Below are 17,410 nucleotides of genomic sequence, written 5' to 3' on the forward strand. Positions count from 1 at the left end.
GTAAAGTTAAAGTTGGCGTAACCTGTGCCGTTGGCATCTGTTTCTGGAGTAAATACTAGCTTGGGAATGTCTACTGCTGTTATTACTTGGTTGGCTGTTACGTCTGTTTCGTTTAGTTGTAATGTGCCTGCTGCTGGCAGGGTGGTTATTGTAATAGATGCTAAAGTATCTCCGTCCTCTATGTCGTTAAAGCTAAAGTCGGTTTCAGCAAATGTATGGTTGTTGTCTTCTCCTATGGTGATGGTTTTGTCTGCTGCTGTGGGGGCATCGTTTTCGGCTGTGACATTTATAGTTATAGTATGTGCTGCTACGCTGTCTTCTGTACCGTCGTTGACTGTAAAGTTAAAGTTGGCGTAACCTGTGCCGTTGGCATCTGTTTCTGGAGTAAATACTAGCTTGGGAATGTCTACTGCTGTTATTACTTGGTTGGCTGTTACGTCTGTTTCGTTTAGTTGTAATGTGCCTGCTGCTGGCAGGGTGGTTATTGTAATAGATGCTAGACTATCTCCGTCTATGTCGTTAAAGCTAAAGTCGGTTTGGCTAAATATGTGGTTGTTGTCTTCTTCTATGGTTATGGTTTTGTCTGCTGCTGTGGGGGCATCGTTTTTTGCAGTAACTATGATATTTGCTGTATCAGTCTCACTACTAAATGCTGTGTCATTTCCATTGCTGGTTACATCTTCTTTATTTCCAGCAGTACCTGATGTTTGGTCCCAAGCCCGGAATGTGATGCCATTGGTTATTGTACCGTTATAGTTTTCGTTGGGAGTAAATAGTAGACGGGTATTTGCATCTGCTGCTAATAATAAGGCACTATTTTTTGATACTTCTCCTACTGGACTCCAGGTTGTGCCTCCGTCTGTGCTGTAATGCCAAGTTCCATTGCTTTGGTCTGTTGCTGTTATGGCAATACCTGTTACTGCACCAGTATCGGCGTCGGTGACGTTTCCTCCGAGAGAGACTATTTCGCTGACCTTGTTGCCTACTTCTCCGTCGGCGGTTGTGTCTTCTTCTACTGTTAGTTCGATGTCGGCAGTTGCACCCTTAGTATCTAAAGTCTTGTCTAATACTGGTGCATCGTTGGGGCTTTCCAAATTCAAACCAACTATTATGGGGTCGTGGTCAGAATTGCGGAACTGGTCTTGACCATTAAACAGACTTGGATCGCGTCCAAAATCAAGGTTATAATCAAGAGCATCAGGTTCGTCAACATTAACGTGCCACTCTGTAGCTCCTGTTACTTGATTTGTCAAACTAGAATTAGCTAAAGCATAGTCGATGGTTCCTAGCTGCCCATCAAATGTGAAAGAGTAAGCGCTATTACCGACAAACTGTTGTGCAAGGTCAGTATAACCTTCTGCTTCCAGGAATGTAATTGGGTCTTCCTGAGCGTAAGCGTTCAAGTCACCCACAATTAAGAAGTCTTCGTCGCCACTTCCTGTGGGGTCAGTATTTAACCAAGCATTTAGAGCTTCTGAAGCTCGTAAACGAGTACCATTGAAATTACCCTGGCCGTCACCTACATCTGCATCGTCACCAGTTCCAGTACCACCTTTAGACTTGAAGTGGTTAACAGATACGGTAAAACGTTCCCCTGTAGCTAGTTCTTCAAAAGTGACAGCAAGAGGAGCACGGTTAGTATCATTCCCATCAAATACTGTACCTCCTAAACCAAGAGCAGGCAGATCGGAATCTGTGAGAATTTCTACTGTTGTTCCAGGAGCAACTTTAACGCTGTCAGTTTTGTAAATTGCACCGACAGAAATAGCATCGCCTGTATCCACAAAAGGAACGCCCGGATCGACGTAAGCATAAGTCCCTGCACCGACTCGGTTATTAATTTCATCAACCAATGTCTGAATAGCAAACTGACCGTCACCGTTTTGGTCTCCACCAAATTCGTTCTCTAACTCAACCAAGCCAAAAATATCCGCGTCAATATCTTCCAAAATTGTAACTAACTTCTCAACTTGACGGTCAAACTCAGCTTGGTTATCGGCACCACGAGGAGAAAGACCGTTAGGACCGCTACCAGGATTACCTGCTTCGTCTAGAGTAGTAAAGAAATTGAGAACATTGAGACTAGCAACCTTCAAATTTCCACCAACATCATCAGGTGTTTCTGGACGAAGATTAGTTGCTTGGAAATCTACAAAATTAACAGGTTGAATTCGGTACTCCCCAGAGCCAAAGCTGAGAATACCAGAAAGATTATCAACAGTATCGCCACCCCGGAGAGTATTAGTTGAACTGAGAGGGTTGCCGCCACGACCATGAATAATTGGATTAGGGTTTTCAACTGTTTGAGCATCATCCAGAATAATGCGTCGGGTAGCGATCGCTTCTTGATAAGCTGCAAAACCTGCAAGATCAGGAGCATTGAAGTCAGTAAATTGTTCTAGGCGACCATCAGTTCCTGGTTCATTGCTTTCACCGTCAGAAGCTAGGACGATTTCACCGAAGCGTTCTAAGTTGAAAGATCCAGTAACAAACAGGGTATCGGGAATTGTGATTCCCATTCCCTCAAAAGCTTCTAGATCCTCAACAGTAGTAACAGGGAAGTTGACAGTAGCAGGAGTTGGTAAAGTATCTGTTCCTTGAATGGAAACAGTAACATTTGTAAGCTCGGTTAAACCATTCGACTCAGTTACTGTTCCTGTTACCTGAACGACGTCTCCGATCTTCACGTCTACCGCAGGAGAGTCACCGTCAAAAATGAAAATCCCTTCAGAAGTTAAAGGATCGGCATCAGCATCAGCATCTTCTTCTTGAACAAAGAAACCGTTCAAATCTCCATTTGTTCCGCTAGCACCATCCTGGTAGTCTCCCACAACAACTGCTTCAATAGTTACTGTTTGACTCTCTAGGAGACTGGATGTACTACTACCTTGAATTTCATGTATGGGGGTTAAGGTAGCTTCTCCACCACCATTATCAGTAGTTCCAGCAGTAGGAGTATTATCCACACCCAGGAAGAAGTCACTAATTACGAAATCACTAACTGTATCGGTATCGACTCCATCAGTAACTCGACGCGCACCAGCAGGGAAAAATGGACTATCTAGACCTACAACAGGAGCATCAAAGAAGAAGGTATCCCCTGCACCACCATCTGTAAGAGCAACAGTATCGATAACAACTTCGCTACCTGTAACAGAAGTTCCTGAAATACTGCTGGTTTCAACTAAAGCAAAAGTCGAACTACCATTTTCTAGGAAGTTGTTACTAATCTCAACATTCGGAGCAACTGCATAGTTATTTGTTAAACCTATGGGGTTTCCAACTAAGAAAAAGCCGTTATCGCCGATAGTATGGGTTGAGTCAAAGTCAATTCGATCGTCAATTGTGCCAATTGGAGAGCCACTATCTCCTTCAACACCAATAAAACTTAAGCCATCCAATGATGTACCAGGGGTGCCAAAGATTTCGATAAATTCAGTGTCGTCTGTTCCAGTATGGCTAACGTATAGTTCATTGATAACAAAGCTAGGGGTTTCTACACTACTGCTAAAGCTTCCTAGAGGGAAAGGAGTAGTTGCACTACCGTTACTGGTTTCACCATCTAAAGCATTAGGACTGCTAAACGTCCAGTTGGAGATGTTGAAAGTAGTACCATCGGGGCTTGTGTTGGGGACTCTGTAAGCCCAACCATCCAAGTATTCCCAAGGTTCTCCAGTGCCATCAATATTAATTTCACCAAATGTATCAACTACAGCGCCATTTAAAAAAAGTTCAATGGCATCATCTCCGTTAATACTGGATGCGCTACTTGTATCGTCAGGATTAAATCCCAAAAAACTATTGAATCCTATTGTTTCAGTTGCAATGTATATGTAGTCTCCAGCAGAAGCAGTGCCAGAGAATGTATATTCTTGGCCGTCACTGCCTCCACCGTTATTAGCAGAGCCAAAACCATACACGCTTAAGTCGGGAATATCATCTAGAGCGAAGAACTCCACAGCTTTTGGAACTCCACCTGTAATAGGTCCATCAATGATACCTGTGATAACTAAGTCACTCATTTTCTTCAGATTTCTCTATAATCTTAAACTTTTTACAAAAAGCTATTTGATTTGAGTAAGCAATGATGATTCCCAATAATTTAATTTTGTATATGAGTGAATCACACGCTAGATCAAAGCAGAATTACTTAACGCGAGCAATAGGATATAGATGAAACCTATTCCCAGCTTTTCAGGCTTTAATGTTAAGTTAGCTAACGTATTGTTTACTACCAAATACCCTACAAACATAACTTTTTTTTCAGTCAATGTAAATTTGTAAATTTACTGAATTTAATTTCTGTTCCTTAATCAAGCTAGAGTCCGTAATTTCCAGGATTTTTATATTGAAGTATCTATTTTTATATGTTTTTACAGACATTGAAATCTTTGATTTTGAGCTGAATGCTGAATGCTTAAAGCTATAAAATGTGACAATTTCTAATTTGTCTACCGATATTTGAACAAATACGTCTATTCATTGCAGGTTTGTGTGTGCCAAATTTAATTCTGGCATTTTTATTAAAAAAAAATACGGATGCAAAATGATTCAGCTTGAAGATTTAGTTAGGAAACAAAACAAACCGCTAAAATACGCAAAGGAAGACAAAAATATGAACATCAAAGCTATTGCTCTTGCATCTGTTATTGGTTTATCTGTTCCTGCGATCGCAGATATTAGCTTAAATTCTCATAGTGCTTCTGCAATGCCTACTGATTTTGTCCGTCCAACTGGAGCTTTTATGGATAATAGCGAAAATTGGGTTGTTTGGCTGAAATTAGATGAGTTCGGAAACTATACTTATGAAGCTCTATCTCGAAGAACTGGCGGTTCTCTAACTTTGAAAAATGCCTCAATTAGACGGAATAGTAAACGCTATACTTATACCTTTAGAAACGGAAGTCACAAATATATTATTGCTCATCGCCCTAAAGATCCATCAATTATCCGCTTGACTGTTGTTAACCCACAAGGAGATGTAATTTTGAACCACTTGATGCAAAAGGTTGGTAATGATTGGGATGTCTAAAAAAAATTACTTCCCTATTCCTCCGCTACCCTACCCCTGAAAAAAGATTTTTGAGCGCAAACCCTTACAGTAGGGGTTAACGGCCGTTAACCCCTACTACAAATGTTGATAGCTGATAGCTAAATACTTCAAAACTTATCAGTTGCTCTAATCAAAGCATCTTTAATCCCCGGTTCACTCACCGAATGTCCGGCATCTGGTACTACAATAAATTCTGCTTCTGGCCATGCTCGATGTAATTCCCAAGCTGACACTATCGGAGAAACAATATCATATCTTCCCTGGACAATTACTCCGGGAATATGCCGGATTTTATCGACATTTTTTAATAACTGTTCTTCATCTTCAAAGAAGCATTTATTAATGAAATAATAACATTCTATTCTGGCAAAAGCTACAGCAAAATTACTCTCACCAAAACTTTGCATCAAGTTAGGATCTTGAATTAATTTACTGGTACTTGCCTCCCAAATTGACCAAGCACGTGCAGCTTCTAATTGTACTTTTTTATCTGTATTAGTTAATCTTTGATAATAAGCTTTAACTAAATCATGCCTTTCTGCTACTGGAATAGGTTTTAAATATTCCTCCCAAGCATCAGGAAAAATTTTACTTGTACCTTCTTGATAAAGCCAAAAAATTTCTTTTGGGCGTCCTAGAAAAATACCTCTTAATATTAAACCAATGCAACTTTCTGGATAGGTTTGACTATAAGCTAATGCTAAGGTACTTCCCCAACTTCCTCCAAACACAACCCACTTTTCAATACTGAGATGAACTCGCAGTTTTTCAATATCATTAACTAAATCCCAAGTAGTATTTTGATTAAGTTCAGCATAGGGTTTACTGTTACCACAACCGCGTTGGTCAAAGAGAATAATTCGCCATTTTTGAGGATCAAAATATTGGCGATAAATAGGTATAATTCCACCACCCGGCCCACCATGTAAAAAGACTACTGGTTTACCTTGGGGGTTGCCACATTCTTCATAATAAATAGTGTGAAGATCAGAAACTTTTAGATTGCCTGTTTTGTATGGTTGAATGGGTGGATAAAGTTCTCGCATGATTAGATTTAAGAAGTTTTCTTAAAATAAATTATACCTGATATAATCTTTAGATAATTAGTGATAATAAAATAGGTAGTCCTGCATAGTAATGGTGAAGATATAATATATATTTTTTAATTTGTTCTCATGCTCCCACACTTCCCACACTCCCCACACTCCCCACACTCCCCACACTCTCTCTACCATTACTATGCACAACCACCAAATATTTGTATATAGAAGCCCTAACAGTATCTTTGCAAAGGTGAGGGTTTTTGGCTCTTGAGTCAGTCCTCAGGAGTCATAATTCAGGAAATCGAGAGTAGAAAAATGCCCCCTTGCTTCACCATCTCCCCCACTCCCCTACTCCCCTACTCCCCTACTCCCCTACTATATTTTAAATAGATCCCAAATGAGTTCTATACTTGTGGTTTAGCGATCGCCTCCAAAAACTGGCTCCTATATATTGAGTTATGATACAGGAAAAGCCTGAGATTTAGTCACAGATATGGAAACAATATTTCAAGGAACACCCTATCGGTAGAAGTTTCAAATGGTATAATGTCTACTCTACCGACAATTTATTAAATTCATCAGTATAACTACTCAATCTATAGGTAATTTAATCTATAATAAATTAATCTGTACAACTGTAGTATTAGCTTATACCATTTACGTTTAAAAAGTAGAAAAATTATTATCTCCTAAAGCCTACTATGATAATGCTCACAAACGATCCAAATGCTTTATTATCCCTCAAACACCAAGCAGTGTTTGATGAGGACCCAGACTTGCAACGAGCAGCAGTGGAAAAGCTAGCCATCCAATGGAAAAATCACCCGGATACTATACCTATTCTCAAACAACTAGCTATATCTGGTCAATGTCCAGATGTACGGAGAGTAGCAACAGAACATCTTGTCCAAGGTTGGCCAAATGACCCCAAGCTCCTACCTTTCCTCAAACAATTAGTAGTATCCAACAATGACTATTGGTGGTTGCAAGAAGCCATACTCAGACAATTAATCACAGGTTGGCATAACGACCCAGATACGATCGCTTTCCTCAAACAACTAATTTTAGCAGATCGATATCGGTCTTCAAATGTGCGCTATGTAGCCCTCAAGCAATTAGCGCGAAACTGGCAAAATGAACCAGACACTTTACCTTTTCTCAAGCAACGAGCCATATCTGATATTGATGAAACTTTGCGAGAGACAGCAGTGGAACTATTGGCTGAGGGTTGGCAACAAGACCCCTTTACTCTTGTCTGGCTCAAACAACGAGCGGAATCAGATCGACATTGGGGAGTGCGCCTCGCAATAGTAGAAAAATTGAACCAAGATGCAAGATATGATGCCGATAATATCGCTTGGCTGAAACAAATGGCAATGTCCGATCCAAGTTTCCATGTGGCTTCAGAGGCAGTATCCAAGTTAGCCAGACTAGCCAAAGACGATCCCGATACTGTAACTACTATTAAACAGTTGGCTGTTTCTCCTCAAGTTTCAGAAGAAGTAAGACGAGCAGCTATGAGTCAGCTAGCTGAAAATTGGCAATATGACTCGGAAACCTTATCAACTATCAAACAACTGGCAGTGTTTGATCGATCTTCTCAAGTCCGACTGGCAGCAGTGGAACACTTAGCACAAGATTGGAGAGAAGATTCTGATACAGTGGCTATTATGAAGCGGTTGGCTGTATCAGATGCAGTTTTGGAAGTGCGAAAAGGAGCACTGGGTTATTTGATAGAAAACTGCCAACATGACTCAGATACTGTAGCTATTCTCAAACAAGTAGTTCAATATGACGAATCTTGGCAGATGCGAGAGTTGGCTGTGGTACAATTGGGAGCATTTTGGCAACATGACCCCGATGTGTTAACTTTTCTCAAACAACAGGCTGAATCTCCTGAATGTTGGGTAGTGGGAGAGATAGCAGTAGCACAATTAACTGTTGCCTGGAAAGATGAGCCTACTGTTTTACCTCTGCTCAAAAAATTGGCTATGTCTAATTCCGATGTGCGAGTCGCAGCAATACGAGAATTGTCTATAGCTTGGAAAGATGATCCCGATACTATCGCTATCCTCAAAAAAGTAGTTGTTTCAGAGGAATCTTGGCACGCCAGGAAAATAGCAGTTGAACAACTAGCAATTGGTTGGCATGACGATCCTGATACGTTTGCCATCCTCAAAAAAGCTGCTTTGTCTGATGAACAGCATGATGTAAAAATTGCAGCAATGGAGATGTTAGTCACTGGCTGGAAAGATGAACCGGAGGCGATCGCTACTATTAAACAAGTTGCTGTGTCTGATAGTTTCTCAGAGGTACGCATGGCAGCAATGGAACTGTTAGCCAACACTTACAAAAATTACCCTGATATTCTAGCTCTTCTCCAGCAAATGGCTGCTGTAGACCAATGTTCAGATGTACGAGTAGCAGCAATTAGCAAATTAGCTAATGATGGTAAAGATAACCCTAATATTCTAGCTTTGCTGAAACAACAAGCTGTTGACGATCCATGCTCCTATGTACAACGAGCTACAATGGAACAGTTAGCTACAGATTGGAAAGATGACCCTGATACTTTAGATATTATTAAAGAACTTGTGATGTCTGGCAATTGTTCTGAGCTACAACAATCAGCAGTGGTACAGTTGGCTACAGACTGGAAAGATGACCCTGACACTGTATCTGTACTTAAAAAGCTAGCTGGAACTGCTCAGTGTCCAGATTTACAACAATTGGCAATGCAACAATTAGCTTTGGGGTGGAAAGATGACCCTGATACTTTTACGATTATCAAACAAAGGATTGAGTCTGCAGATGAACTAGAAGTAAGACAAGCAGCAATGCAGCAGTTAGCTATCGGATGGAAAGATGATCCTAATACATTGGCATTGTTTAAACAGTTAGCTATTTCTGATGAAGATGTGTGCGTGCGCCAAACAGCAGTCGTAGAGTTGGGTATTTGTTGGCAAAATGACCCTCAGACAATAGAAATTCTCAAACAACTCGCTATCAATGATGATAGTTTTTATGTGCGACAAACTGCTCTAGAATTATTAGCTCTGGTAGGAAAAAATGATCCTGAGACGGTAGTTATTCTGAAACAATTAGCTGAGTTTGATCGGAATGCTTATGTGCGACGTTCAGCAATACAGCAGCTAGCTTTGGGTTGGTATGATGAACCAGGAATATTTGAGTTTTTCTGCGATCGCGCCTGCTATGACCCTTTTATCCGTCAGGAATACTGGGAAGATAACCCGCGCCAAACTGCCTTAGAGGCAATTATCGAACAATATCGAGAAAATAATTTGATTCTCCAGATATTGCGCGATCGAGCTGAAAATGATTTAGATGAGCAGGTAAAACAGTTTGCTATCAAAACTTTGAGCGATTTTGAAGAAACAGCGTTTTTTGAGGGCGGTCTTAATTACCTATGTCTCAATTAATATTATGTCCGTTGGTATCGGAGCGTGTAAAAGTTGAGGAAATATCTACCGCCATATTAGGTTTTTCCTTTTCTTCTTTCTTCTTCCTTCTTCCTTCTTCCTTCTTCCTTACCTTCTCGCTTGCAATACCGATGCTACCGGACATGATATAAAACCTCTTTCCTAACCACTCTCCTAGTCCGAGAGGGGGGAACTATTCTACCCCTTCCCTCAATTCTTTTTTGACACTTATTTTTTTGCTCAAAAGAAGTTATTTCCAGTGGAAATTACCATTTAGTAAGAGTGCATCTATTTAGATTATTAAGACATTTTCTTATTGCCATACTCACAGATTTTTTATTGATTAAAATTATTAAATTATTGCTATAATTAAAAGTTGAATATTTTTTATTTACCTAAACTAATTAAAATTGACCAAAAAATCAGGTTTCAAGTATCCCCTTTTAAGGAAAGGAGATTATAAAGAATAAACTTCAGTATTTTAAGCGTCCCTATTGCATGAGGTACTGTTAACAAAGTTCCTCCGCAGGAGGCTAATTGGGGTTTGCTGAAAAAGTCTTTTTTAAGGAGTAGAGGAGCGGGGGAGCAGGGGAGTAGGGGAGTAGGGGAGTAGGGGAGTAGGGGAGTAGGGTAGGGACGTTGCACAGGCAAAAATGCGTTTCATCTCGCACAGCGAAACGTCCCTACAGGAGTAATTTTTTTGCTCAACTCTTGCCCAAAATACGCTTATTTTTGAGCATAAAGCAGCTCAAAACTAGGTACTTTTTCTCGACCCAAAAAGGGTAAAACCTTTATCTGTAAATCCTTTGATATTTAATCAGTAACCCCTAATTGATAACTGATAACTGATAACTGAAAGAACTATGTCCTTACCTATTGTAGCTATTATTGGCAGGCCCAATGTGGGGAAGTCCACAATCGTCAATCGCTTGGCCGAAAGTAAAGATGCCATTGTCCATGACGAACCAGGAATAACTCGCGATCGCACATATCGTAACGCATATTGGCAAGACCGAGAGTTTCAAGTTGTGGATACGGGAGGTTTAGTATTTGACGATAATACAGAATTTTTGCCTCTCATCCGGGAACAAGCTATGGCCGCTCTAGCAGAAGCAAGTGTGGCAATTTTTGTAGTAGATGGACAAACGGGTATTACTGGAGGAGATGAAGAAATTGCCCAATGGCTCCGTCAACAACCTGTTCCGACTCTCCTGGCAGTAAATAAATGTGAATCTATTACAGAAGGATTGACCCAAGCTGCTATGTTTTGGGAATTAGGTTTAGGAGAACCTTATCCCATTTCTGGTATTCATGGCAATGGTACTGGGGAATTATTGGATGATTTAATTACCTATTTACCAGCAGCAGAAATTCCAGAAACTAATGAAATTAAAATAGCAATTGTTGGTCGTCCGAATGTGGGTAAATCGAGTTTATTAAACGCATTTATTGGGGAAAAACGGGCAATTGTTAGTCCTATTTCTGGTACAACAAGAGATGCTATTGATACTGTAGTAGAACGGAATGGAAAAACTTATCGTTTGATTGATACTGCTGGAATTAGAAAGAAGAAAAATGTCGAATATGGAGCAGAATTTTTTGGGATTAATCGAGCTTTTAAAGCGATTCGTCGTGCGGAAGTTGTGCTGTTTGTAATTGATGCTTTAGATGGAGTAACAGAACAAGACCAAAAATTAGCAAATCGGATTATTGAAGATGGTAGAGCTTGCGTTCTTGTGGTGAATAAATGGGATGCTGTAGAAAAAGATTCTTACACGATTTATACTTATGAACAAGAAGTAAGATCGCGACTATATTTTGTGGAATGGGCTGAGATGATTTTTATTAGTGCATTAACTGGAAAACGAGTAGAAAAAATTATAGATTTGATTGATAATGCAGCTAATGAATATCAACGTCGAGTTACAACTTCAGTTATTAATGAAGTATTAGAAGAAGCCATTAGTTGGAATTCTCCTCCGACTAGCCGTCAAGGCCGTCAAGGTAAAATTTATTATGGAACTCAAGTAACAAGTAAACCACCAACAATTGCATTATTTGTCAACGATCCTAAACGTTTTCCTGATAATTATCGACGTTATATCCAAGGTCAATTTCGTCAACATTTAGGATTTACAGGTACACCAATTAGATTACTTTGGCGTGGTAAAAAATCTAGAGATGTAGAGCAAAATACTGTCAATAGAGCAACTCGTGTTTGAAGTAATGGATAATGGATAATTGATAATTAATTTATATGAGGTTGAAAGCCTCTTTAGCAATAGATAATTGATAATGGATAATGATGAAATTTTTAAGCTTTGAGTAACAAGTAAACTTTTGAAATGCAAAAGTTACTCAATTTAGAACAAAAGTTGGCAATCAAATAATTATCAATTATTCATTGTTAATTATTCATTAATGAAATATTCTCATTGCTTCCAAAATTATTCCCAAAAAGTGGCAATATTTTTGACACGAATAAATAAAATAGGATTTTTATATGAATAAAAAATCTTCTTCCTTATTACTTTGATAACAGCCAAACCAAACGTTAGGAAATTTATAAATCTTGAAAGTTTTTGTTGGTTTGCTGTTACCTGTTCCCTATTCCCTATTCCCTATTCCCTAGCGCGTAGCGCTATACTATTTAATTAATATGGATTTACTGCGGTCACTTCCCCTAGGATTATATCTAGAAAAACCCATAACATGGCTACATAAACTTGACCCTAGAGTTAAATTAATTTGGCTAATGAGCTTTCTTCTTAGTCCAGTATTAGCAAGTTCAATTTGGCGTCTAATATTAGTAGTTATATTAATTATATTGACATTTACTGCCTCCATTCCTTTACGAGTTTGGAAAAAACAAATGGGTTGGCTACTAATGTTCTGCTCTTTAATATTTTTTATGAGTGCAGCGATCGCTCCTGATGGAATTTCAATTAACTATCAACCACGCCTACCAAAAGATGAATTAGCTTTTGCTCAACAAACTGCTAATTTACCACCAGCACCAGAACAAAAAACTTGGAAAAACTTTTATGGTTTACTAGAAAAACAAACCTCTCAAGAAGCTACCCCAGAAAAACCAAAATTAACCGAACTACCTCAACCAACTGCTTATAGCTACATCATTTTCCAACAACATCCAATTACTATAACCCGTCGATCCGTAGATTTAGGCATTCGTATTGCCACCTTATTATTTACAGTAATTTATAGCACCAACCTATATCTTTTAACCACAGCCTCAGAAGAAATTACAGCAGGTATAGAAGACTTAATGGAACCCCTAAATAAATTAAAATTACCTGTAACTGAAATAAGTTTAACTTTAACCCTATCTTTAAGATTTATACCTCTAGTTTTAGAAGAAATACAAAATTTAGTTCGTTCTGTCAGAACTAGAGCAATTAACTGGAAAAAATTAGGACTCCGACAAGCTTCTCAGGTGTGGTTAATAGTATCAGAAAGACTATTAGAAAATTTGCTATTGCGAGCCGATCAAATTGCCAGTGCAATGCAAGTCAGAGGTTTTACAACTGCTGACCAACATAGAGTACAATGGCACGATCTAAAGTTAAAGGCATTAGACTGGATAGTATTGATTAGTTTAGGGTTATTCTGGTGGATTAGGTTGGCTTGGGGAGGACAAGGTTAAAACAAAATAATATATTCTTATCTATACAAGTAATTATCTGGTATTGTTATATAGTAAAATATAATCCTTGTAAAAAGAGCTGTGAAATATTTAGTTTTACTTTCTGAATTAATTTTGTTGATATTTTTCAGCTCAAAATTGCAGATTGAGACTTATAACTAATGTCAAACAATCACAATTTTGAGAAAATATAATATTTTACAGATATATATTTTCTTTTTTATGGATATATTTATCCACTTATCACTCGTATTTAAGAAAATACAAAAACTTAAATTTTCTGTATTAACCAGAAAGTCTAAAATCTAAAATAATAGGGGCTGTCAATTGACAAAGGCCACTAAACTATTTGCAAATCTTGTGATTATCTGCTGATTTGAAGCCTAAATGACCAACGAAACTTACATGAACCATCCTAATTTTGGACTTTTATACAGGGTGTGCTTAGTTGAGGATAAGCAAGAATTGTTTACTACTCTCTATGCTCAACGCTTATTTTTTTTAGTAACTAATGGAATAGGTGGTATAAAATTTGAACCAGTCGGTCGCTCCGAGGCACGCTTAATAGTGGAAATTCGTCTCCGCCAGCTACGTCGCAATGGTCAAGTGGCTGATTACCAAAAACTCCAGCAAGTTCACAAAAATACTTTTCAATAATAACTGCTTTTAACTTCTAATTAATCTAAGAAACATAACATTGATTGGTCTTCCCATTCCCACTCCCCTTTAAAAGCTATCCCTTATAAGGATGTGGGGAGCAGGGGAGCAAGGAGCAGGGGAGAAGGGAGAAGGAGTATAGTATTGTTGGCAAAACTACTTAAATTTATCAAAAAAATGTATTTTTCAATTAACTTTTTCTCCTAAAAAAGACCCTGGCAGAACTAAACATAACTTGTATATTTTGTCAAGTTTGATGTTAAAGATGTTTATAAAGTATAGCTTTAAAAGCTAGAAGGAGGTGTGGGTATTTAACCAAAAAAAGAGGGTATGCGCCTCCCCTTTTAAGGGGATGAAAAGATAACAGTTCATTATTTCAATCCTCTGGGTTTCCGTTTGTCATGCTGCGCAAACAAACAGAGGTACTGATAACTGTTAACGTTTCGCTTTCCTACGGAATGCTAACGCAAACGCGACATGGAAAGCGGAGCATTCCGTAGGATAGCTCCTCTGTTAGCGCAGCTCCTCCTCCGGAGGCAAGAGGCAGTTCCGACCCAGGAGGCTAACTGTTAACTGAAATAACCAAAGTTATAATAAAAAATTCTCAAATCAAGAGATAAAATGGTTGAGTCGATTGCTGAACGTATTACAAACATCCGCTCTAACTTACCTGAGTCAGTACGGTTAATTGCCGTAACTAAACAGGTATCGGCTGATACTATTCGTACTGCTTATGCAGCAGGAATACGAGATTTTGGGGAAAATAGGGTTCAAGAAGCAGAAGCAAAGCAATCTCAACTACAAGATTTACAAGATATTACCTGGCATTTAATTGGCCACTTACAAAGTAACAAGGTAGTAAAAGCCTTAAAGCATTTTCAATGGATTCATTCCGTAGATAGCTTAAAACTGGCCAAACGCCTTGACAGTTTAGCAGAAGAATTATCTTCTAGTCCTAATATTTGCCTACAAGTTAAAATTTTGCCCGATCCTAACAAATATGGGTGGAGTATACCAGAATTAATGACTGACTTAACAGAGTTAAATCAATGTCAAAATCTGAAAATTAAAGGTTTAATGACTATTCCACCCCAAGGATTAGACGATTTACAAATCCTATCTGTATTTGAGAAAACCCAAGAGTTAGCTCAGGAAATTAGCCAAAAAAATTTGTCTAATCTAAAAATCCAGGAGCTGTCAATGGGAATGTCAGAAGATTATAATCTAGCCATATCTGCCGGTGCTACTATGGTGAGACTAGGTAGAACTTTATTTGGTGAGAGGATGATTAAATAAGCTGATATTATATCCAATACAACTTAAATAAAAATATAGTACACTACCAATCGGGTTAAGAGGCTTAAAGCATAAGTGGATTTATCCGTTATGTGGTGGGTTAACCAAATAATATGCCCAATTTTCATCTTTAGAGATGTCAAAATTAAGCCCTCTAGATTTTTCAATCTCAAGCATTTGGTAGATACACTCTCACTTGAATTTAGTCCAAGTGTATTTGTTAACAAATACTAATACTTGTTAACTAAATAGTATCGGAGAATTATAACAGTGAATAATCTTTTTTCCAAACTAAGAGATTTTGTCGGACTCAACGAACCAGTTGAGTACGAATATGATTACGATGAAATGGAAGGAGAACAGTATCAAAGCGTTTATCCTCCACAACAGCAACCTCCTGCTGCTGTACCTGTTGAAGAGGAAAGTCGCAGTAACCGCAGATTAAGAAATCGGGCCACTACTGCGACGGCAGCTAATGCTAGCACAGGTACTACTGGAGTTGTTACACAAGAATCTGGAATGGGATCATCAGTTATGAATAATGTAATTGGAATGCCAGGCGCTTTAAACGGAATGTCAGAAGTTGTGGTTCTTGAGCCACGGACTTTTGAAGAAATGCCTCAAGCAATTCGGGCCTTAAGGGAGCGTAAATCTGTGGTTTTAAATTTAACAATTATGGACCCAGACCAAGCTCAAAGAGCAGTGGACTTTGTAGCAGGGGGTACTTATGCTCTTGATGGTCATCAAGAACGCATCGGAGAAAGTATTTTTCTGTTTACACCAAGCTGTGTCCAAGTTAGAACTCAAGCAGGTGTAGTCAATGAAATGTCACAGACTCAACCGCGCCCTCGTGTGGGGACTTCTGGGTCTCAAGTTTGGCAACCTGAGCAAATTCAGATGATGCAATAGTGAAGGAACTTTGGGTATGGGGTTAAAATCATAAAGTAAAAATATAATTTCCTAGTAAAGTATATTTTTTATTTTCAAATAATATATCAGAAACTCCATTCCCAATTCCTAATTGATAATATTTTTTAAATTGAAAAATGGCAACCGCTAAGTTAGGTTTAATCGGTGGTGGGGTAATGGGAGAGGCTTTGTTATCCCGCATAGTGCAACAAAAAGTTTATCAACCCTCAGAAATTTTAGTTAGTGAACCGCAACAACAAAGGCGAGATTTTTTAGCACAAGAATATGGCGTAGAGGTAACTACGGATAATCACTTGGTGGTTACGAGTACGACGGAGGCTTTTTTACTAGCAGTTAAACCCCAAATATTTGATAGTGTTGTATCACAACTGGGAGACTGGCAGGTTGGTAGTCATGCGAAAACTTTACCTTTGCTAATTTCAATTATGGCAGGTGTGCCTTTGCAAAAGTTGGAAGCAGCTTTTCCAGGACAACCTGTAGTTAGAGTTATGCCGAATACTCCATCAACAGTGGGTGCAGGGATGAGCGCGATCGCTGCGGGGAAGAATGTGCAACCAGAACAAAAGCAGTTAGCTACTCGCATTTTTGAATCTGTAGGCCAGGTAGTGGAAGTACCGGAAACTTTAATGGATGCAGTTACAGCGGTATCTGGTTCCGGACCTGGTTATGTAACAATTTTTATAGAATCATTGACAGATGGTGGTGTTTGTGCGGGTTTACCCAGAGCGATCGCTTACAAGTTGGCATTGCAAACTGTTCTGGGAACGGCGGTTTTATTACAGGAGTCGGGAATACACCCGGCACAGTTGAAAGACCGGGTGACAAGTCCTGGGGGAACAACTATTACTGGAATTGCTGAGTTAGAAAGTGCTGGTTTTCGCTCTGCTATTATCGAAGCTGTTTTGGCAGCAAAAGAAAGGTCTCAGGAGTTGGGAAATAGTTAACGAATTCAGAATTGAGAATTGAGAATTGAGAGCAAACCCTAATTAGTGATAAAAAAACTTTCTCCTTTTTATTCTTTCTTTTTCCCCTCTTCCCTCCCAACTCCCAACTCCTGACTCCCGACTCCTGACCGAAAAATTTGGGTCTCAAGCCTCCTCTTTTAAGGGGATAAAATAAAGAATATTCAGTATTTCAAGCCTTCTGGTTTCCTAGGTCATGCTGCGCAAACAGCAGGAGGTACTTATAAGTGATAACTGAAATGACTCCCAACTCCTGACTCCTGACTCCTGACTCCTGACTCCTGACTCCTCCCTTCTTATTTAACTATTCAACCCGACATACTATTACCGAATTATTAATAATTAAATAATTCTGGTTTAAAGCC

Annotated in this window: 11 protein-coding genes; 8 read left to right on the forward strand and 3 right to left on the reverse strand. The window is 38.9% G+C overall.

Annotated elements, in window-relative coordinates:
• On the reverse strand, window positions 1-4,022 hold a 4,022-nt coding region (locus tag ACP6PK_RS15275), incomplete at its 3' end, for an ExeM/NucH family extracellular endonuclease (protein ID WP_426560492.1).
• A 593-nt stretch (window positions 4,023-4,615) separates the two neighbouring features.
• On the opposite strand from ACP6PK_RS15275, the gene ACP6PK_RS15280 reads away from it, so the two are divergent.
• Window positions 4,616-5,032, forward strand: a complete 417-nt coding sequence (locus ACP6PK_RS15280; RefSeq protein WP_426560494.1) for a hypothetical protein — start codon at window positions 4,616-4,618, stop codon at window positions 5,030-5,032.
• A gap of 128 nt (window positions 5,033-5,160) precedes the next feature.
• Here ACP6PK_RS15280 and pip read toward each other — a convergent pair whose 3' ends face one another.
• Window positions 5,161-6,099, reverse strand: a complete 939-nt coding sequence (pip, locus tag ACP6PK_RS15285) for a prolyl aminopeptidase (RefSeq protein ID WP_426560496.1) — start codon at window positions 6,097-6,099, stop codon at window positions 5,161-5,163.
• A 704-nt stretch (window positions 6,100-6,803) separates the two neighbouring features.
• On the opposite strand from pip, the gene ACP6PK_RS15290 reads away from it, so the two are divergent.
• Window positions 6,804-9,536, forward strand: coding sequence for a HEAT repeat domain-containing protein (locus ACP6PK_RS15290; RefSeq protein WP_426560498.1), 2,733 nt, complete (start codon window positions 6,804-6,806; stop codon window positions 9,534-9,536).
• On the opposite strand, the gene ACP6PK_RS15295 is transcribed toward ACP6PK_RS15290, so the two are convergent.
• Complete coding sequence (locus ACP6PK_RS15295) at window positions 9,529-9,681, reverse strand: hypothetical protein (protein WP_426560499.1); 153 nt, start codon at window positions 9,679-9,681, stop codon at window positions 9,529-9,531. The genes ACP6PK_RS15290 and ACP6PK_RS15295 overlap by 8 nt on opposite strands.
• 718 nt (window positions 9,682-10,399) lie before the next feature.
• On the opposite strand from ACP6PK_RS15295, the gene der reads away from it, so the two are divergent.
• The 6 genes from der (at window position 10,400) to proC (ending at window position 17,027) form a co-directional block, all read left to right on the forward strand.
• Window positions 10,400-11,758, forward strand: coding sequence for a ribosome biogenesis GTPase Der (gene der, locus ACP6PK_RS15300; protein WP_426560501.1), 1,359 nt, complete (start codon window positions 10,400-10,402; stop codon window positions 11,756-11,758).
• A gap of 437 nt (window positions 11,759-12,195) precedes the next feature.
• Entirely contained in the window at window positions 12,196-13,200 is a 1,005-nt protein-coding gene (locus tag ACP6PK_RS15305) for an energy-coupling factor transporter transmembrane component T family protein (protein ID WP_426560503.1), read from the forward strand.
• Window positions 13,201-13,587: 387 nt separating this feature from the next.
• Window positions 13,588-13,857, forward strand: a complete 270-nt coding sequence (gene pipX / locus ACP6PK_RS15310) for a transcriptional coactivator PipX (RefSeq protein WP_094677555.1) — start codon at window positions 13,588-13,590, stop codon at window positions 13,855-13,857.
• Window positions 13,858-14,478: 621 nt separating this feature from the next.
• Complete coding sequence (locus ACP6PK_RS15315) at window positions 14,479-15,153, forward strand: YggS family pyridoxal phosphate-dependent enzyme (protein ID WP_094677557.1); 675 nt, start codon at window positions 14,479-14,481, stop codon at window positions 15,151-15,153.
• 270 nt (window positions 15,154-15,423) lie between these two features.
• A complete protein-coding gene (locus ACP6PK_RS15320) occupies window positions 15,424-16,062 on the forward strand; it encodes a cell division protein SepF (RefSeq protein ID WP_094677559.1) in 639 nt (212 codons plus the stop codon).
• Between the two features lie 137 nt (window positions 16,063-16,199).
• Window positions 16,200-17,027, forward strand: coding sequence for a pyrroline-5-carboxylate reductase (proC, locus tag ACP6PK_RS15325; protein WP_426560506.1), 828 nt, complete (start codon window positions 16,200-16,202; stop codon window positions 17,025-17,027).
• The last annotated feature ends 383 nt before the right edge of the window (window positions 17,028-17,410 follow it).

The organism is Dapis hubbardiae BLCC-M172 (assembly GCF_050016015.1).
GTDB lineage: Bacteria > Cyanobacteriota > Cyanobacteriia > Cyanobacteriales > Microcoleaceae > Trichodesmium.

Bases quoted from the DNA above. Each gene is read 5' to 3' on its own strand.
- ACP6PK_RS15280 (WP_426560494.1), top strand. From the start codon at position 4,616: ATGAACATCAAAGCTATTGCTCTTGCATCTGTTATTGGTTTATCTGTT.
- pip (WP_426560496.1), bottom strand. From the start codon at position 6,099: ATGCGAGAACTTTATCCACCCATTCAACCATACAAAACAGGCAATCTA.
- ACP6PK_RS15290 (WP_426560498.1), top strand. From the start codon at position 6,804: ATGCTCACAAACGATCCAAATGCTTTATTATCCCTCAAACACCAAGCA.
- ACP6PK_RS15295 (WP_426560499.1), bottom strand. From the start codon at position 9,681: ATGTCCGGTAGCATCGGTATTGCAAGCGAGAAGGTAAGGAAGAAGGAA.
- der (WP_426560501.1), top strand. From the start codon at position 10,400: ATGTCCTTACCTATTGTAGCTATTATTGGCAGGCCCAATGTGGGGAAG.
- ACP6PK_RS15305 (WP_426560503.1), top strand. From the start codon at position 12,196: ATGGATTTACTGCGGTCACTTCCCCTAGGATTATATCTAGAAAAACCC.
- pipX (WP_094677555.1), top strand. From the start codon at position 13,588: ATGACCAACGAAACTTACATGAACCATCCTAATTTTGGACTTTTATAC.
- ACP6PK_RS15315 (WP_094677557.1), top strand. From the start codon at position 14,479: ATGGTTGAGTCGATTGCTGAACGTATTACAAACATCCGCTCTAACTTA.
- proC (WP_426560506.1), top strand. From the start codon at position 16,200: ATGGCAACCGCTAAGTTAGGTTTAATCGGTGGTGGGGTAATGGGAGAG.